This window comes from Marinomonas transparens, assembly GCF_016463975.1.
Lineage (GTDB): Bacteria > Pseudomonadota > Gammaproteobacteria > Pseudomonadales > Marinomonadaceae > Marinomonas > Marinomonas transparens.
Genome location: NZ_JAEMNX010000006.1, coordinates 99,995 through 118,077, shown reverse-complemented (window position 1 = coordinate 118,077; position 18,083 = coordinate 99,995). Strand labels below are relative to the sequence as shown.

General features: G+C 44.4%; 16 protein-coding genes and 1 other RNA gene. All 17 read right to left on the bottom strand.

Annotated features, from left to right (window positions below):
• Positions 1-3 precede the first annotated feature (3 nt).
• The 17 genes from murC to I8J31_RS07595 all read right to left on the bottom strand — a co-directional run bounded on the left by murC (position 4) and on the right by I8J31_RS07595 (position 18,043).
• Entirely contained in the window at positions 4-1,425 is a 1,422-nt protein-coding gene (murC, locus tag I8J31_RS07675) for a UDP-N-acetylmuramate--L-alanine ligase (RefSeq protein ID WP_199467704.1), read from the bottom strand.
• Positions 1,422-2,495 carry an undecaprenyldiphospho-muramoylpentapeptide beta-N-acetylglucosaminyltransferase gene (gene murG, locus I8J31_RS07670; RefSeq protein WP_199467703.1) on the bottom strand — a complete coding sequence of 358 codons (1,074 nt, stop codon included), beginning with the start codon at positions 2,493-2,495 and terminating at the stop codon, positions 1,422-1,424. Before murG ends, murC begins: the two co-directional genes overlap by 4 nt.
• Positions 2,492-3,679 carry a putative lipid II flippase FtsW gene (gene ftsW / locus I8J31_RS07665; protein ID WP_199467702.1) on the bottom strand — a complete coding sequence of 396 codons (1,188 nt, stop codon included), beginning with the start codon at positions 3,677-3,679 and terminating at the stop codon, positions 2,492-2,494. The genes murG and ftsW overlap by 4 nt, the downstream gene beginning before the upstream one ends.
• Entirely contained in the window at positions 3,676-5,022 is a 1,347-nt protein-coding gene (murD, locus tag I8J31_RS07660) for a UDP-N-acetylmuramoyl-L-alanine--D-glutamate ligase (protein WP_199467701.1), read from the bottom strand. Before murD ends, ftsW begins: the two co-directional genes overlap by 4 nt.
• A gap of 9 nt (positions 5,023-5,031) precedes the next feature.
• Positions 5,032-6,114, bottom strand: coding sequence for a phospho-N-acetylmuramoyl-pentapeptide-transferase (gene mraY / locus I8J31_RS07655; protein ID WP_199467700.1), 1,083 nt, complete (start codon positions 6,112-6,114; stop codon positions 5,032-5,034).
• 14 nt (positions 6,115-6,128) lie between these two features.
• Positions 6,129-7,475, bottom strand: a complete 1,347-nt coding sequence (locus tag I8J31_RS07650; protein WP_199467699.1) for a UDP-N-acetylmuramoyl-tripeptide--D-alanyl-D-alanine ligase — start codon at positions 7,473-7,475, stop codon at positions 6,129-6,131.
• Complete coding sequence (locus tag I8J31_RS07645) at positions 7,465-8,946, bottom strand: UDP-N-acetylmuramoyl-L-alanyl-D-glutamate--2,6-diaminopimelate ligase (RefSeq protein ID WP_199467698.1); 1,482 nt, start codon at positions 8,944-8,946, stop codon at positions 7,465-7,467. The genes I8J31_RS07650 and I8J31_RS07645 overlap by 11 nt, the downstream gene beginning before the upstream one ends.
• The gene (locus I8J31_RS07640) at positions 8,947-10,710 is read right to left on the bottom strand and encodes a peptidoglycan D,D-transpeptidase FtsI family protein (protein WP_199467697.1); all 1,764 of its coding nucleotides are present in this window, start codon (positions 10,708-10,710) and stop codon (positions 8,947-8,949) included.
• Positions 10,707-10,985 carry a cell division protein FtsL gene (gene ftsL / locus I8J31_RS07635; RefSeq protein ID WP_325101179.1) on the bottom strand — a complete coding sequence of 93 codons (279 nt, stop codon included), beginning with the start codon at positions 10,983-10,985 and terminating at the stop codon, positions 10,707-10,709. The genes I8J31_RS07640 and ftsL overlap by 4 nt, the downstream gene beginning before the upstream one ends.
• Positions 10,978-11,919, bottom strand: a complete 942-nt coding sequence (gene rsmH, locus I8J31_RS07630; RefSeq protein WP_199467696.1) for a 16S rRNA (cytosine(1402)-N(4))-methyltransferase RsmH — start codon at positions 11,917-11,919, stop codon at positions 10,978-10,980. Before rsmH ends, ftsL begins: the two co-directional genes overlap by 8 nt.
• A complete protein-coding gene (gene mraZ / locus I8J31_RS07625) occupies positions 11,916-12,371 on the bottom strand; it encodes a division/cell wall cluster transcriptional repressor MraZ (RefSeq protein WP_199467695.1) in 456 nt (151 codons plus the stop codon). Before mraZ ends, rsmH begins: the two co-directional genes overlap by 4 nt.
• 299 nt (positions 12,372-12,670) lie before the next feature.
• Positions 12,671-13,024: RNase P RNA component class A (gene rnpB / locus I8J31_RS07620), an RNA gene on the bottom strand.
• A gap of 88 nt (positions 13,025-13,112) precedes the next feature.
• On the bottom strand, positions 13,113-14,420 hold the full coding sequence (locus tag I8J31_RS07615) for a HAMP domain-containing sensor histidine kinase (RefSeq protein ID WP_199467694.1): 1,308 nt from the start codon (positions 14,418-14,420) through the stop codon (positions 13,113-13,115).
• 15 nt (positions 14,421-14,435) lie between these two features.
• Positions 14,436-15,125, bottom strand: a complete 690-nt coding sequence (locus tag I8J31_RS07610; RefSeq protein WP_199467693.1) for a response regulator transcription factor — start codon at positions 15,123-15,125, stop codon at positions 14,436-14,438.
• Positions 15,126-15,321: 196 nt separating this feature from the next.
• A complete protein-coding gene (locus I8J31_RS07605) occupies positions 15,322-16,620 on the bottom strand; it encodes an adenylosuccinate synthase (protein WP_199467769.1) in 1,299 nt (432 codons plus the stop codon).
• Between the two features lie 43 nt (positions 16,621-16,663).
• Positions 16,664-17,833, bottom strand: a complete 1,170-nt coding sequence (locus I8J31_RS07600; RefSeq protein ID WP_199467692.1) for an ATP phosphoribosyltransferase regulatory subunit — start codon at positions 17,831-17,833, stop codon at positions 16,664-16,666.
• 12 nt (positions 17,834-17,845) lie between these two features.
• Positions 17,846-18,043 (bottom strand): DUF2065 family protein, encoded by a 198-nt coding sequence (locus I8J31_RS07595; protein WP_199467691.1) that lies wholly within the window; start codon positions 18,041-18,043, stop codon positions 17,846-17,848.
• Between the last annotated feature and the right edge of the window lie 40 nt (positions 18,044-18,083).

Here is an 18,083-nt window from a genome sequence, read left to right as displayed (position 1 = left end):
GCCTTACACTCCATTCTCTGCTAACTTTTTAGAAACCGTACCTATGTCCCCGGCACCTTGAGTGATTAATAAGTCACCTTCGCGTAAAACATTACTCAAGATAGAAGATAAGTCAGCTTCGCTACCCACATGTATCGGATCCACATTACCTCGCTGACGAACACTGCCACATAAGGAGCGACTATCCGCACCATTTATCGCAACCTCTCCAGCAGAATAAACATCTAGCAATAACAAAACGTCTACCTGGGAAAGAACACGAACAAAGTCCTCATACAAATCACGCGTTCTTGTATAACGATGGGGCTGATATACCATGACCAATCTTTTTTCAGGCCAACCATCACGTATGGCTTTAATTGTCGCCAACACTTCGCTCGGATGATGACCATAATCATCTACAAACATCACCTCAGAGCCGCCTGATATTGTTAAAGGTTTTTGCTCTTGGAAACGACGCCCAACCCCTTCAAAGCCCATCAAGCCAGCTTGAATAGCCGCAGCATCGACCCCTAAATCCGTGGCGACGGCAATAGTCGATAAAGCATTAAGCACATTATGGCGGCCCGGCATAGGCAGGCGAATTTTAAGAGGTTCACCTTCAGGTCGGTGAGCCATAAACTCACAATATCGCCCAGTCTGCACAATATCGGTTGCATAAAAATCGGCTTCCTGATCAATACCATAGGTCAGCACTGGACGACTTAAAAAAGGCAGGATCTCACGTACATTCTCATCATCTACACATAAAACCGCTAAACCATAGAAAGGCAAATTATGAACAAACTCAATAAAGGCGTGCTTTACTTTTTCAAAGTCACCTTCATAAGTATCCATATGATCTTCATCAATATTAGTAATAATCACTGTTTGAGGTTGAAGATGAAGAAAAGAAGCATCACTTTCATCCGCCTCAGCAACAAGATAAGCACTACTTCCCAATTGCGCATTGGTTCCAGCACTCGTCAAACGACCACCAATAACAAAGGTTGGCGCTTCGCCAGTTGCGGCCAATACCGATGCCATCAAGCTGGTTGTAGTCGTTTTGCCATGCGTTCCCGCAATCGCAATCCCATGGCGATAGCGCATCAACTCTGCCAACATCTCAGCACGACGCACAATCGGAATACGGTGCTCTTTACCCCAAATAATTTCTGGGTTTTGCTCATTAATAGCAGTAGAGACGACAATAACGTGCGCATTGTGAACATTCTCTTCTACATGCCCTAAATACACCTGAATACCCAAAGACTTCAAACGGTCCGTAGTAGCAGACGCATTCAAATCAGAACCAGAAACCTGATACCCTTGATTATGAAGTACCTCAGCAATGCCACACATGCCCACGCCACCAATACCGATGAAATGAATGTTTTGAATACGACGCATCGTAGGAATGTCATAGCGTGTTTTATTATCTATCATGTTTTTATCAACCTTAAACAATGTGCGACAACATCTTGTGTCGCATTGGGGCGAGCAACCGTCTTCGCTCGCTCACCCATTTTCAGCAATGCTCCTTCCTCTTCCATTAAATTAGAGAGCAAGGAAATTATCTTGTCACTGGAGAGCTCGCCTTGAGGTAACAAATAGGCCGCTTCTGCTTTTTCTAAGTATCGAGCATTCGCCGTTTGGTGGTCATCAATCGCATAGGGATATGGCACCAATACAGATGGTAAACCAGCAACAGCAAGCTCGCTTATGGTCATGGCTCCAGCTCGACATAAAACCACATCTGCCCATGAATAGGCCTGATTCATATTATCCAAATAAGGCTCGATACGCGCTTCAACCTTTGCCTCTTTATAAAGCTTGGCAACCTCATCATAATTCCGTTTACCCGTTTGATGCCAAACATACAGGCGTTGAGAGTGTGGCCAATCTGCCAACACCTTCGGCATAACCTCGTTAATCGCTTTTGCGCCTAGACTCCCTCCCACCACCAACAATCTTAATGGTCGAGCAGTACCTTCTCTCAAACCTCGAACGTCCTGCTGGAGAATGCTTCCTCTAACAGGATTTCCCACACTTATACCTTTTGATAGCGCGCCATCAAACGCTTGCAAGCGCATAGCAGCTATCTTTGATAACAACCTATTGGTTGTACCAGCAATGGCATTTTGCTCATGTATCACCAAAGGAATACCAAGTAATTTAGCCGCAACACCACCTGGGCCAGCAACAAAACCACCCATACCTAGCACAACATCAGGCTTAAGCCTCTGTAAAATTGCGACGGCCTGCCCAACAGCATGAAGAATTCTAAAAGGCGCTGCACATAGGCCTAACCAGCCTTTCCCTCGCACGCCCTTAATAGATAAAGAGTGCATGACAATATCATGCTCAGGAACAAGCGATTCTTCCATACCACCTTTAGAACCAAGCCATTGAACATCCAAACCCTTTTCTATAAAACTTTGCGCACAAGCTAAAGCCGGATAGATATGACCACCTGTCCCGCCGGCCATAATAATGACTTTTTTCATATCGCTCATTTGAAGCTCTCTTCATCTTGCACACTTAGGCCCTGCTCAGCCTCAGTTCGACGGTTTTCAATATCAACCCTAGCAATGGCAAACAAGCTTCCCAAGGTAATAATCAAGCTACTCCCACCATAACTAATCAGGGGTAATGTCAGCCCTTTCGTCGGTAAAAAGCCTGTATTAACACCAATATTAATAATAACCTGAGCCAAAATAAGAATAGAAAAACCGAAACACATATAAGCAGCAAAAGGCCGAGATAAATCCATCGCCCTATGGCCTATTTTAAAGGCTCGACTCACCATCACCCCAAACAAAGCAATAAGAAACAAACCACCCAGCATACCGGTCTCTTCAACCCAAATAGAAAAAACAAAATCCGTATGAGCTTCCGGCAAATAAGAGAGCTTTTGCACACTATTGCCAAGCCCCAACCCAAACCATTCCCCTCGGCCATAGGCAATCAGCGCTTGGCTTAACTGGTACCCCTCATTGAAAGGATCCGCCCAAGGGTCAATAAAGTTCATCAATCGCTTCATCCGATAACTTTCAGAAACAGCAACGACACCCAACATAGACACAGCCGCACCTAGTAACAGCAAAAATTGATACAGAGGAGCCCCACCCAAAAAAAGAAGCGCCATCACAGTACCCAATAAAACCACAGAGGCACCAAAATCTGGTTCAAACAGCAGGAATAAAAGAAAAATACTACAAAGACATAGCGGCAATACAAAACCAACCCAGCCCTCTCTAACTCGATCAGCACGGCGCACTAGATAATCGGAAACATAAATCACCATACAGACCTTAGCGACTTCCGATGCCTGTAGGTTAAAAACAACTAAATTTATCCAGCGACGACTACCATTAACACTTTTTCCTATCACAGGCATCAATACTAGGATCAGCAAAACTAAGGACAACCCCATCATGATAATGCCCCATTTTTGCAATTGGCTCGTCGGCAAAGACAAAAGCCCCCAACCAAAAACCACCCCCAACAGCAAATAAAGCCCTTGCCTCATCATGAAAAAGTAAGGCTGCCCATGTAGATCCTCCGAAATAGAAATCGATGCGCTAGACACCATCACCATCCCTAAAGCAAGAATCGAAACAACAGAAGCAACAAATATCGAATCTACCTGACTCAACTCACGCAATGAAACACGGTCAAAAAAACCAAACACACTCATATGGCCATTACCAACTGAGTAAAATGCTCACCACGTTTCTCATAGCTTTTATACATATCAAAACTTGCGCAGGCAGGGGAAAAAAGCACCACATCGCCTTCTTTTGACTCATCTAAAGCCGCCTCTAAAATGTCATCTAGTGCTGTGTAATAAGCAACATCAACACCGACTAAAGACTCGCCAATACGCCCTGCATCTTGGCCAAATAAATAAACTTTGCGCACAAAATCCGTAACCGACTTACGCAAAGGCAGAAAGTCTGCCCCCTTCCCTTCACCGCCAGCAATCAATAAAATATTCTTTCGGCTAGAAGAACCAAGTCCTTCTAGGGCTGCCAAGGTAGCACCAACATTGGTTCCCTTAGAGTCATTAATAAAGGTCACACCGTTATAAGTTCGTACTGTTTCTGTTCGGTGAGGCAAGCCGCCAAACTCTTTAAGAACTTTCGCCACCCCCTCCGACATAAGGTCTTCACCAAGCAACTCAAGCATCGCCAAAGCAGCCAGTACATTGGCATGATTATGAGTCCCTTTTAGTGCTATTTGCGATGTATGGTAAAGACGCTCCACGCCACGACACAACCAAGCCCCATCATCATCTTTGAGCATGCCAAATTCTTTCAAGTCTGGGCTTTTTGTGGTGAATGCGCGAACAGGCACCCCCTCAGCTAAAAGCGGAGCGGTTAAAATATCTTGCTTATTACAAACGGCTGCTTTACAGCCACGATAGACTTTTTGCTTAGCTCTTTGATATTCATAAAGGTCTTCATACCTATCCATATGATCTGCAGACACATTAAGAAGGCAAGCTAAATCAGCCTGTAAAGCATGGGTGGTTTCCAGTTGAAAACTGGATAACTCAAGAACGTAATAATCAGTATTAGGAGACAGCAAATCCAAAGCAGGCAGTCCCAGATTACCACCCGCTTTCGCATCTTTACCGCAAGATTGCAGCAACAAGGCTACCAAGGTGGTAACCGTACTTTTCGCATTAGATCCTGTAATAGCAATAAAAGGAGCGTCAGCATAATCACAAAATAAATCGATATCGCCGCGCATGGCCACACCACGACTCGCCAGATCTAACAACACAGGCGTTCTTAATGGAATACCCGGACTAACATAAAGCTCTGTCACCCCAAGAGTATCAAGTACAGAAAGGTCACCCGTGAAAATCCTATCTTCTGGACAAAACTTTTTAGCCTCTTCTAACCCTGGTGGATTATCACGAGAATCCACCACATAAAAATCGATCCCCTTACTTGCCAAAAAGCGTACGCAAGACAAGCCTGTCGCCCCCAAGCCTACAACGGCTCTAACCCGATCGGACCCGATCAACGACATACAAAACCCCTAACGTACTTTTAAGGTAGCAAATCCCACCAACACCAAACACACTGTAATGATCCAAAAGCGCACAATGACTTTAGGTTCAGCCCAGCCTTTTAACTCGAAATGATGATGTATCGGCGCCATGCGAAAAATTCTTCGTTTGGTTAACTTATAGGAAGCAACCTGCAAAATAACCGATACGGTTTCCATCACAAACACACCGCCCATGATGAACAGCACCAACTCTTGACGCACAATCACGGCAATCGTACCCAATGCCGCCCCTAATGCTAAAGACCCCACATCACCCATAAAAATTTGCGCTGGATAGGTGTTAAACCATAAAAAGCCCAACCCCGCGCCAACCAAAGCCGCACAAAATACAATCAACTCACCAGAACCATGAACATAGGGAATCAACAAATAATCGGCGAAGCGAACATTACCCGTTAAATAAGCAAACACCCCTAACGCACCACCAACCAAAACGGTCGGCAAGATAGCTAAACCGTCAAGACCATCAGTTAAATTCACCGCATTACTGGTACCAACAATGACAAAATAAGTGAGCACAACAAAAAAGATGCCCAGTGGAATAGCGACCTCTTTAAATAGAGGAACAATCAGCGCCGTTTCAGCTGGCGTGTTGGCGGTGTAATACAAGAAAAAAGCAGCAGCAAGACCAAATACACTTTGCCAAAGATATTTCCACTTTGCTGGCAATCCACGTGGATTTTTTTCAACTACTTTCCGATAGTCATCAACCCAACCCACTAGACCAAAAGACAACATCACCAACAAAACAACCCATACATATTGGTTACGCAAATCCCCCCATAACAAGGTACTGACAGAAATCGAAAAAATAATCAGCGCCCCCCCCATCGTAGGGGTACCCGCCTTACTTAAATGCGTCTGCGGACCATCACTTCGAACCGCCTGCCCTATCTGTAAACGCTGCAACAAAACGATAACGGTATTACCGATCAAAAGAGAAATCGCCAGCGCCGTAAGCACGCCCAAAATAGCGCGTAAAGACAAGTAATTAAAAACACCAAAAAATGTATGGTACTGGCTTAAATAATCCGTTAACAGGAGTAGCATTAGTAAGGGATATCCTAATTTTTTAAAATATTAATTACATTTTCCATCCTAGCGGAGCGAGACCCCTTAACTAAAATGGCATATTTATCATCAAGCAATTGTACTGCAGCCGCGGCTTCTTCATGGGTTTTACAAAAAACAGCGTGGCCACCTCTTTTTCTAAACGCCTCGCCCGCTACCTTTGCAACCGGCCCAAGACACACCAAACCGGATACACCTTTATCCATGGCGTAATTTCCTAGCTCAATATGGAATTGATCCTGTTGCTCACCTAATTCACCTAACCCCCCCAAAATCACCCAGCTTGACGTCACTGGCTGTATGGCAAGCACATCGATTGCGGCTTTGACCGAAGCTGGGTTGGCATTGTAACAATCATTAATTAATAGGGCTCCATTTTTTGTCTCAAATCGCTCTAAACGTCCAGCGACAAGAACAGGGGAAGCTAATTTATCAACCGCTTGTTGGAAGTCCATCCCAGTTTCTAGCAAGGCCAACACCACCGCCATGCCATTCGCAATTTGATGTTTACCTGCCCCAGCAACAAAAACGGGTAAAGTTTGCCCATCATAACGAAACATAGCTGTACTAGATTCAGCCCCCAGCTCGATATCAAAAGCATAAAGATCCGCAGACTCGGTGAAACCAAAAGAACACACTTTTCGTGCTTCAGCCAAACCACACCAATAATCAAAAAAACCATCATCGGAATTCAAAATCACTTTCGCTTCGGGCGCAGAGCCCGTAATCAAACAACCTTTTTCTTTGGCGATCCCCTCAAGACTTCCAAGACCTTCAAAATGACTGCCACTGGCATTCGTCAATATCACCATATCAGGCACAGCGATCTTAGCTAACCGCTCTATTTCACCCGGATAATTCGTACCCGCCTCAATCACTGCAACTTGGTGTTCTTTCTCTAATTCAAGCAAGGTCTGCGGCACACCAATTTGATTATTCAAATTGGCGCGTGTTTTTAACACACTTTTATCAATAAGTGACTGGGCTAACCAATCCTTTACCGTTGTTTTACCATTGCTCCCTGTAATACAAATGACAGGCCCCTGAAAAGCATCACGAATAAATCGTGCTATACAACCGTAGGCCACTTGGGTATCTGCCACTTTAACAAAAGCAGACACATCAAGATCACGATCAGAAACAACACCAACAGCACCACTTTCCATTGCGGAAACAGCATAATCGTGACCATCAAACCGCTCTCCCTTGAGGGCAACAAAAATACAACCTAATGTAATTTTTCTAGTATCAGTAACAACAGAAAATATTTCTCTATTACCACCAATAAGCTCGCCACCACAAACAGCAGCAATATCTGCAAGAGTCAGTCTAATTAACATATTTTTTCAATCCCTCTCGTGCTTCTTCCCTATCATCAAAATGGTGCTTTACACCCTGAATATCTTGATAGGTTTCATGCCCTTTACCAGCAATCAAAATGACATCATCTATACTGGCTGACGAAATGGCCGCCTGTATTGCAAGACGCCGATCCGCTTCAACATATAAGCCTCCCTTTTGCACAAGAGCAGACCTATCCACTGACGATAAAGTATCAGCTATAATTTGTTCAACAGATTCAGTGCGCGGATTGTCCGATGTTAACCAAATAGCGTCGGCATGATTCATCACTGCCTCCATCATCAACGGACGCTTAGTCTTATCTCTATCGCCGCCACAACCAAACACACAAATCAATCTGCCTTGCGAGTGCTCCTTAAGTGCTTGCAAAGCCACTTTCAACGCATCCGGTGTATGGGCATAATCCACAACAACAATAGGCGCATCTGGAACCTGCACCTTATCCATTCGCCCCGGCGCACCTTGTAAATAGGACAACCCCTCCAGCAACCTACTCCTATCTTCAACTTGATACCAAAGAGAGGACAAGGCCGCCAACGCATTTTGAATATTAAAGCGGCCTAATAAGGGCAAAAACACATCCAACACTCCCTCTGGATGACACAAGACAAATTGGCAACCTGAGGGTTGAAAAACCAAATCCTTCACATAAAAATCAGCGCTTGGGTTTTGCTCGCTATAAAAATAGCAATCCGTACTAATAGCCGCCGCCGTCATAAAAGACGTAAACTCGTCGTCTAAGCAGAAAATAGAATATTTAATACCCGGAAACGTAAACAAACGTCGTTTCGCCTCAGCATAAGACGACATATCACCATGGTAATCTAGGTGATCATGGGAAAGATTTGAAAACACCGCGGTTTGAAATGGCACACCGTCAATGCGCCCTTGATCTAAAGCATGGGAGGAAGCTTCAAAAGCAACGAAATTGACATTTTCATCCGCTAATGACATCAAGGTATTATGTAAAGATAAAATATCCGGTGTCGTTTGTTGCGCATCTTTCAAACACCCTAAAGGTCCAATACCAAAAGTGCTAATCAAACCACTTTTTAGGCCAACATACTCAGCCAACTGAGCAAGATAATAACAAATAGACGATTTACCATTGGTACCAGTAACGGCAACAATCTTTTCTGGCATACGCCCAAAAAAACCATGTAAACACGCCACCAAAAGCTCTGTCGGTTTTGCCGCAGGCAGCAAATAAATGTCCGGATGCGTCAACCCTAAATTATCCGGCACTACTGCCACTCGACAACCTAAAGCAGCCACCTGATCAAGGTAATCCCAACCATTTGACGCCACTCCCGGCAGGGCAAAAAATATGGTCTCTTTATCTACCTTTCGGCTGTCTGTTTCTATTCGCTTATAAATAGCAGAACGCAGATCACCCTCAATAGGATGACCTGCGATCTTAAGTAACTGTTCATGAGTTAGCTGCCCCATTTAGCCACCCTGAACCACTTGGTAAGGCACTTTCTTGGTCTGTAATCGCACCTCCCTTAATCCTTCAGGCAAATCTGGATAAATATTCAAAGTAGTTAACGCCCCCTCCATAACACGAGAGAACACAGGCGCTGCAACTTCACCACCATAATATTCACGCCCTTTAGGGTCATTAACCATAACCACCATCGCTAACCTTGGATTAGTAGCAGGTGCTACCCCAGCGAACAATGCAATATACTGATCGTACTCATAACCTTTTGTGCCAACCTTATGCACGGTTCCTGTTTTACCCGCCACCCTATAGCCGGGAATCTGCGCAGCTCTACCAGAGCCCTTTTGCACAACCGCTTCCATCATTTTCAATACATCTTTAGCAACCTTAGGTGGAATAACCTGCTTCCCTTGAGCCGGCACATCTTGCTTAAAAATCGTAACAGGTACACGATAACCCGCATTTGCTAAAGTCATATAGGCTTGAGCCAGCTGCAAGGTTGAAACCGACAAACCATAACCATAAGCTAATGTTGCAATCTCAGATGGATGCCACTTAGGGTGTGAAGGCAAAACACCTGATGCCTCACCGGGGAAACCTATCCCCACAGCAGAACCGATTCCTAACTCATAGTCCATATTCCAAATGGCATCTTGAGGTAGAGAGAGCGCAATTTTAGAAGAACCTACGTTACTGGATTTGATTAACAGCTTTTCAAGATTAATCGTCCCATAATTGGCCGCATCTCGTATCGTAAAGCGTCCAAAGCGCAAATACCCAGGAGAAGTATTGATTGTCGATTCAGTCGTATACTGACCAGACATAAGTGCTGCAGACAAAGTAAAAGGCTTCATCGTTGAACCCGGCTCGAATAAATCGATCACTGCACGATTACGCAACTCTTCATACTCTAATTTCGAACGATCATTAGGGTTATAGGATGGCTGATTCACCATCGCCAAAATCTCCCCTGTTTTCACATCCAAAATAACCGCAGAGGCCGAGGTTGCCCTATGTTCAGTCACCGCAGCCTTCAGCTCTCGATAAGCCAAATACTGCAATCTTAAGTCGATACTTAACTCAATATTCTCACCCGGACGCTCTGTTTTTTCGACCCCAACGCCATGCACAATATTGCCTGATAAATCCTTTACATACCTACGCTTACCGGCATGCCCCTCTAAGGCTTCATCATAGGCAAGCTCGATACCCTCCTGCCCTTTATCATCAATATTAGTAAAGCCCACCACATGAGAGGCAACTTCGCCAGCTGGATAAAAGCGCTTATATTCTTTAGTTTTACTTACCCCTACTACATTAGCCGCCATAATAGCGTCAGCCTCATTAGGTGGAATCTGCCGCTTTAAATACATAAAAGAACGCTTTTTATTAGCTTCAAATTTTTCCTGCAACCAAGCCCGACCAACCCCCATAGCCCCAGCAAGTCTTTTAATTTCCTGCTCAGGACCAATACCTTGAGATGGATCTCGCTCCATTTTCCATAGGGCTCGAGGGTTAGCAATAATGGTCCAAGTGGGCGTACTCACAGCCAAAGGCTCACCACGACGATCCAAAATCATCCCTCGCGTTGCAGGAATCGCTTCCGTTCTCACGGCTCTCATTTCGCCTTGATTCTGTAGAAACTCTTTATCAACAACGGTCAGATAAAAAAGCCGGCCACCCGCAATAAGAAACAGCAACAAAGCAATGCCGTAAACAAATCTAAAGCGCCATTTTCCGGGACGGTGTACACCGTTTTCAATATTCATGGTTTTACTATGATTAGCTCATCCTGTGAGGGTGAATGCATATTTAAATGTTTAATAGCCGCTTGCTCTAAACGACTTGGCTGAGTTAATGCGCTTTGCTCGAGCAACAACTGTCCCCACTTTACTTCGTAATTCACTTCAGCTTTCTTCAGAGTCTGAAGATAAGAAAAATCTTTTCTAAAGTCATAAACCTGTATCACTACCGCAACAGACACTCCAGCAAGTAAAAAAACACCAGGAATAAAAGCGCTAGATGAAAAATGCAGATTAATCACTCACCCTCTCCAAGACCCGTAACACAGCACTTCGAGAACGCACGTTTTCACTTACTTCAAACTGCGATGGCTTAATTGCCTTACCAACCGTTTTAAACTTAATGTCCAAATGGGCATTTCGAATCGGCAAATGTCTTGGTAATTCAGGCCCTTTCGCCTGCAACTTCATAAAGCGTTTCACAATACGATCTTCAAGGGAGTGAAAACTGATAACCGCTAAACGACCACCCACTTTTAGCGCCTTAGTTGCCGCCTCAAGACCCAATTCCAAATCACCCAATTCATTATTGATAAAAATTCGAATACCTTGAAATGCCCGAGTGGCAGGGTTTTTACCTTTTTCCCAGGCTGGATTGGCTTCCGCTACCACCTTTGAAAGCTGTAGTGTGGTTAAAATGGGAGTATGAGATCGATATTCACAAATAGCTTTGGCAATACGTCGAGAAAACCTTTCTTCGCCATATTGATACATCACATCAGCCAACTCTTTTTCGTCAACATAGGCAATCCATTCAGCGGCACTCACTCCCTCATCAGGATTCATTCGCATATCAAGAGGACCGTCATTCATGAAGCTAAAGCCGCGTTCCGCATCATCAATCTGTGGCGATGAAACACCAAGGTCCATCATCACCCCGTCTACCCTCTCGACACCAAATACGCTAGCTATGTGCTCAGACATATTGGCAAAACTGTCTTGTACAATAGAGAAACGTGAGTCTTCTTGCTCTAACGCTTTACCATGAGCAATTGCCACAGGGTCTTTATCGAACCCAAGCAATTTGCCACCTTCATTTAATCGATTCAAAACCAAGCGAGTATGGCCACCACGACCAAAGGTGCCGTCCACATAAAGGCCGTCAGCATTGGTCACTAGCATATCGACAGACTCATTAAGCATGACGCTTATGTGTTCAGCCATCGTGTTTGTCATAGAGATATGTCCATCATGGTTTCGATTTGTAGGTCCTCAAGAGAGTCTTCGGACAAGTAGTCTTCACGCTGTGCCTCCCACTCTTCCTGACTCCAAATTTCCAATTTTTTACCTTGCCCTAAAATCGTTAACTTACGATCCAGACGAGCAAAGTCACGCAACGGCCCTGGCAACAGAATCCGTCCCGCTTTATCTACTTCCAAATCCGTAGCATGGCCAACCAATAAACGCTGCAGCCGTCTTGCTTGCGGTTGAAAGGTCGGTAACTTGTCTAACTTTTGCTGAATTTGCTCCCATTCAGTTAAAGGATAGAGCAGCAAACAACGGGAAATAGGGTCAATGGTGACAACCACACCATCTTCTTCGTATTGAGCTAGCTCATCACGCAGGCGTGCAGGAAGCGACATACGCCCCTTTGCATCTACACTGACCTGATGAATACCTCTAAACACAACCATATCCCACTTATCGACACTTTATCCCACAATTTAACACCTTTTAGTCAAAAGAGTAAAAAAAATAAGCAAAAAAGCCAAAAAAAGACGGTCTAACCCTAAAATAAAAGAAATGCTTCGAGAAAATGGGAACAAAGGAGAGATTGAACATTGATATGCCAGCCAAAGGCATAAACACACACAAATGAGAAAACCAAACATCAGAAAGAGGGCAGTACGATAAATACTGGGCTATAAAGCAGCACTTTGAGGCAATAATAAATGAGGGTAATACAAAAGTAACAAGAAAGGGAAAGAAAGCAAGTTGGCCGATAAGCCGGGTTCTGTCGAGAACAGTCATTCATCTAATACGTACATCACTGCACGTCTTTAGCAACCTACCCGAACTCAGCGCGGGTCACGCCAAAGAGTTCCTATTTGGTCTTGCTTCAAGTGGGGTTTACCTTGCCACGAACTGTTACCAGTCGCGCGGTGCGCTCTTACCGCACCATTTCAACCTTACCGGCAGCAAGCTGCTTAGGCGGTTTATTTTCTGCTGCACTTTCCGTAGGCTCACGCCCCCCAGGCGTTACCTGGCACTTTACCCTGCGAAGCCCGGACTTTCCTCCCCCCGATAATAAATATCAGGCGGCGACTGCCTAGCCAACTTGCGGCGTGGATATTACTTATCTCAACACAGAATAACAAGCAGTTTATTTATAGATTAGAAAGCATAGGCAGGAAGAACTAATTAAACATTCACGCTAATGGCAAAAGGAAACACACCTCTAGGCCACCAAGCTCACGATTACAAGCGGTAATCTGCCCCTTATGGGCACGAATAATACGCTGTGAAATGGTTAAACCAACACCAAAACCACCACTATTGGCCTCTCGAGCATCAGAGGAACGATAAAAAGCATGAAAGATTTTTTCTAGCTTATCCTCAGCAACACCAGGTCCATTATCACGTACACAAATCAACGCCGAGCCTGACACTTCTTTAGTTGTCACCTCAACCACACCACCCTCACCAACATAAAAACAAGCATTACGTAGCACATTTTCAATAGCATGCCGTAGCTGAAGCGGATCTCCTAACAAGGTTTTTGGCAAGCTGCCAGACTTAGTGACCGAAATCCCCTTAAGCTGGCTTTCAAAACTGACATCAGCAACAATTTCACTAAGCCACTCCTGCACATCCATCTCTTCTTTTTTTAACGATGCTTCTTCTAGACGACTTAACGTCAATACTTGCCCTATCAGTTCATCCAGCTCATGAAGCTCTGTTCGGATACGACACAAGTAATCTTTTTGCACTTCAAGCCCATACTTGTCTTCCGCTATCGTTAACGCCACTTCAATTCTCGCCAAAGGCGTACGCAACTCATGGGAAACATCACGCATCAATCGCTCTTTCGACGATAAAAGCGTCTCTATTCGCCCAGCCATCTCATTAAACTCACGAGCCAACTTACCCACAGCATCACTTCTTCGAGCTAGTTTACCCTCAACTCGCACCGCCATATCACCACGACCAAAGGAACGCGTGGCTCGCTGTAGGCTTAATAAAGGCCCCAATAACCAATAAGCCAATACACCACTAGAAATAAACAAACCAAGCAAAGAGAAACCTACAACCGCCTCTGGAGCAAGAGAGTCTATCTTGGGGTTAGGATTAAAGATCAGCAAATATTGGGTATTGCTACCGCCAATCACCTGAATAAACTGACTATGGAGAAAATCTGCAGCAGGACGATTATCTACCTCAGATGAATTTCGTTCCCTAAAATTACGCGGCAAAGGCTTAAGAAGAGGACGGCCATTTTCTTGATAAAGATAAATGGTGCCAGACAATCGCTTTTCAGCCCGCTTCATGGCCTCTTGCAATACCTGTATGCCAAATTTTTCATAGCCAGCAACTAACTGCACCCCAACATCACCAAGCACATCAGCCGAAACCTGGTTGCGCTTCTGGATAAATTGAATCGTGCCCAAACCAATACTCACAACCACAATATTAGACAAAAGCACGACCAGAAACACACGCAGAAAAGTATTTTTCATAAAAGGCGAAATACCTTATTCACTCGAGACAAATATATAACCAACACCACGAACCGTTTTAATACGCGGATCACCATTTTCCAAATTACCAATCTTTTTGCGTAAATTACTAATATGCATATCAAGACTGCGATCATACATGGTTAACTTACGGCCAAGCGCTTTTTCAGATAACTCTTGCTTAGTCAAAACCTGCCCCGGCACCATTAACATACACTCTAACAAGGTGTATTCAGATGTCGTCAGCTCAACCAATTCCCCCTGAAGATAGACAGTGCGATCTTTACGACGCAACAACACACCAGACAAATCAATATCTGCTGTTGGATCCCCTTCAGGCTCTTGGCTCGCCCTACGCAAAATAGCTTTGATACGCGCCAACAACTCCCTTGGGTTAAAAGGCTTCGACAAATAATCATCCGCCCCCATTTCTAGCCCCAAAATACGATCAATATCATCGCCTTTTGCCGTCAACATAATAACCGGAACAGCACTTTTATTACGGATCTGCTTTAAGGTTTCAAAGCCATCCAACTCAGGCATCATCACATCAAGAATAACAATATCAGGCATATTGGCCGCCATTAACTCTAAAGCTTCGCGCCCATTCCAAGCATGGATAACCTCATAGCCTTCACCAGTAAAGTAATCCTTAATCAGGTCAGATAAACGGGCATCATCGTCAGCAAGCAGTAATTTCACCATTATTTCTTCTCCTAATTCGCTTATAAATCAGCGATCTTTACAATTTGACAGTTCTAATTGTAAATACTACCTCAGCACAGAAAGAACACAGCACCCTCTTTTCAATCTATTTACAAAGAATACTTATATGCTGGATTTTAGCCACTTAAAGCACAAAAAAGACCGCATAAAGCGGCCTTTTAAAAAACATTAAAAATTAATGCTTGAATGGGTCTCGAATAACAATGGTTTCATTACGATCTGGGCCAGTAGAAATAATATCGACAGGAACACCCACCTGATCTTCTAGGAAACGAATATAGTCTTGAGCATTTTTTGGTAAAGCCTCAAAGTTTTCAGCACCAACCGTTGATTCTACCCAACCAGGCAGCTCCACATAAACAGGTTGTGCCTGCTCATAACCTTCGCTATCCACTAGAGAGCCTGCAACAGGACTACCATCTGCGCCTGTGTAAGAAACACAAACCTTAATCACAGATGAACCATCCAATACATCTAACTTAGTTAGACAAATACCCGATACAGAGTTAATTTGAACCGCGTGACGAAGCGCCACTGCATCAAACCAACCACAACGACGAGAACGCCCAGTAGTCGCACCAAACTCATGACCACGAACACCCAAACGCTCACCGTCTTCATCAAATAATTCCGTAGGGAAAGGACCTGAACCTACGCGAGTGGTATAAGCCTTGGTAATACCCAGCACATAATCCAGATACAAAGGACCAAAGCCAGTGCCCGTTGGCGCACCACCAGCCGTAGTATTAGATGAAGTCACGTACGGATAAGTACCGTGATCCACATCCAATAAGGAACCTTGAGCGCCTTCAAACATGATGTTCGCACCAGCTTTACGCAAATCATGCAACAAGGTAATGGTATCTGCCACCATAGGGCGTAAGAATTCAGCCATCTCCAAACCTTCAGCGTATACTTCATCGAAGGAGATAGGTTCAACTTTATGGTAGTTAGTCAGTATAAAGTTATAGTACTCAAGCACTTCTTTTAACTTAGACGCAAAGCGCTCCGCATCAAGCAAATCGCCAACACGGATAGCACGGCGCGCCACTTTATCCTCATAGGCAGGACCGATACCACGCCCTGTTGTGCCTATTTTTTTCTCGCCCTTCGCCAGCTCACGGGCCTGATCAACGGCAATATGATATGGCAAAATCAATGGGCAAGCCTCACTGATCTTCAAACGGTCCACTGCCGGAACACCTTGCTCTAGCAATTCAAGCGTTTCTTTTTTCAAAGCAGCAGGAGATAAAACGACACCATTACCAATAATACATTGAACACCTTCACGTAAAATCCCAGAAGGAATCAAATGCAATACGGTCTTCTTACCATCGATAACTAAAGTGTGACCCGCATTGTGCCCACCTTGAAAACGAACAACAGCAGCGACATCTTCAGTCAGTAAGTCAACAACCTTACCCTTACCTTCATCACCCCATTGAGTGCCTAGAATAACAACGTTCTTACCCATAATTTCAGGTCTCATTTAGATAGTTCTTAAAAAAAATCTCGCTTTAAACTGGTATTAACTGCCAAGTCCCAGCAATCAAATCCAGCTTGAAATCGGCATCACCAGTGTAGGTTTCTTCCAACATCTCGACGACACGATAACCTTCAGCACGCAATGAATTCACTTTTTTCCAAAGAGCATCATTCACACTAACAGGCGATAAAACAGTTTTTGGTTTTTCTATCTGCAGATTAACAAGGCCAACCAAGGCCTTCACATCGGTACTAAACCCCGTAGCAGGTCGAGGACGACCAAACACTTGACCAATGTTATTGTAACGACCACCACGGGCAATCGCATTACCATGCCCAGGTAAATAAGCGGCGAAGACCAACCCTGTGTGATAGTTGTAAGAAACCAAATCACTCAAGTCAAAATGCAAACCGACAGAGGGAAAACGAGCCGCCACTGCATTACTCACCTCTTCAAGCAAGGCCAACGCGCGACTAATAGAATCGCTGACATCAACAAATAGTTCAGCTGCACGCTCTAGCACCTCTACCCCACCACATAAGCGTGGCAAGCCAACCAACCATTGAGCTTGAGAATCAAGCAAAGCAAGCTCTTCAACATAACGGTCCAGTTCAGGTAAATCCTTTGCTTTATAGAGCTCAATCAACTTATTTTTTTGATCTGTATTCAAATCACAGGCAGTCAGTACGCCATTAACAATATCCACATGACCAAGATCAAGGACCGTATTTGACAGCCCTGTCGCAGACAAGGTCTCCAACATCAAAGATAAGACCTCAATATCGCTTTCTACGCCACCATGACCATAAATTTCTGCGCCCAGCTGAATAGGGCTACGAGTACCATCCAAACCGGCCGGCATGGTTCTTAGTACACTACCGCAATAACTTAGACGCTGAACACCTTCTTCTTTAAGGCAATGGGCATCAATACGAGCAACCTGAGAAGTGAAATCCGCCCGAATACCGAGAAGACGACCAGATAACTGATCAATCACCTTAAAGGTTTCATTTTCTAGGTCTGAACCAGCACCAGTAAGAAGGGAGTCTAAATATTCTAAAAGAGGGGGTATCACTAAGTGGTATCCCCAACTAGCGTGGAGATTCAGCAGCGTTCTTCTAAGGTGTTCAATTTTAGCAGCCTGCTCAGGTAAGGCCTCATCAACACCTTCAGGAAGCAACCAACGATCTGCTAATGCCATTAAATTTTCCTCTTAGCTTCGGGTCAGCAAAAGAAGTATTAACCCAAGAAACATACTAATTGCGCCCAGAATTCGTAAATTAAAATCCGAGCTAGCGACGGCTCTCACCATAATTTCCCTCCAAATATTTGGAGCCAAAAACGGCAATACACCCTCGGCAATTAATAACAAGCTGACGCCAACCAGCAGCGACTGCAATAATTCTTGCATAGAATCTCTTTATTTTGACCATTAAAAAACCGGGCGTTGC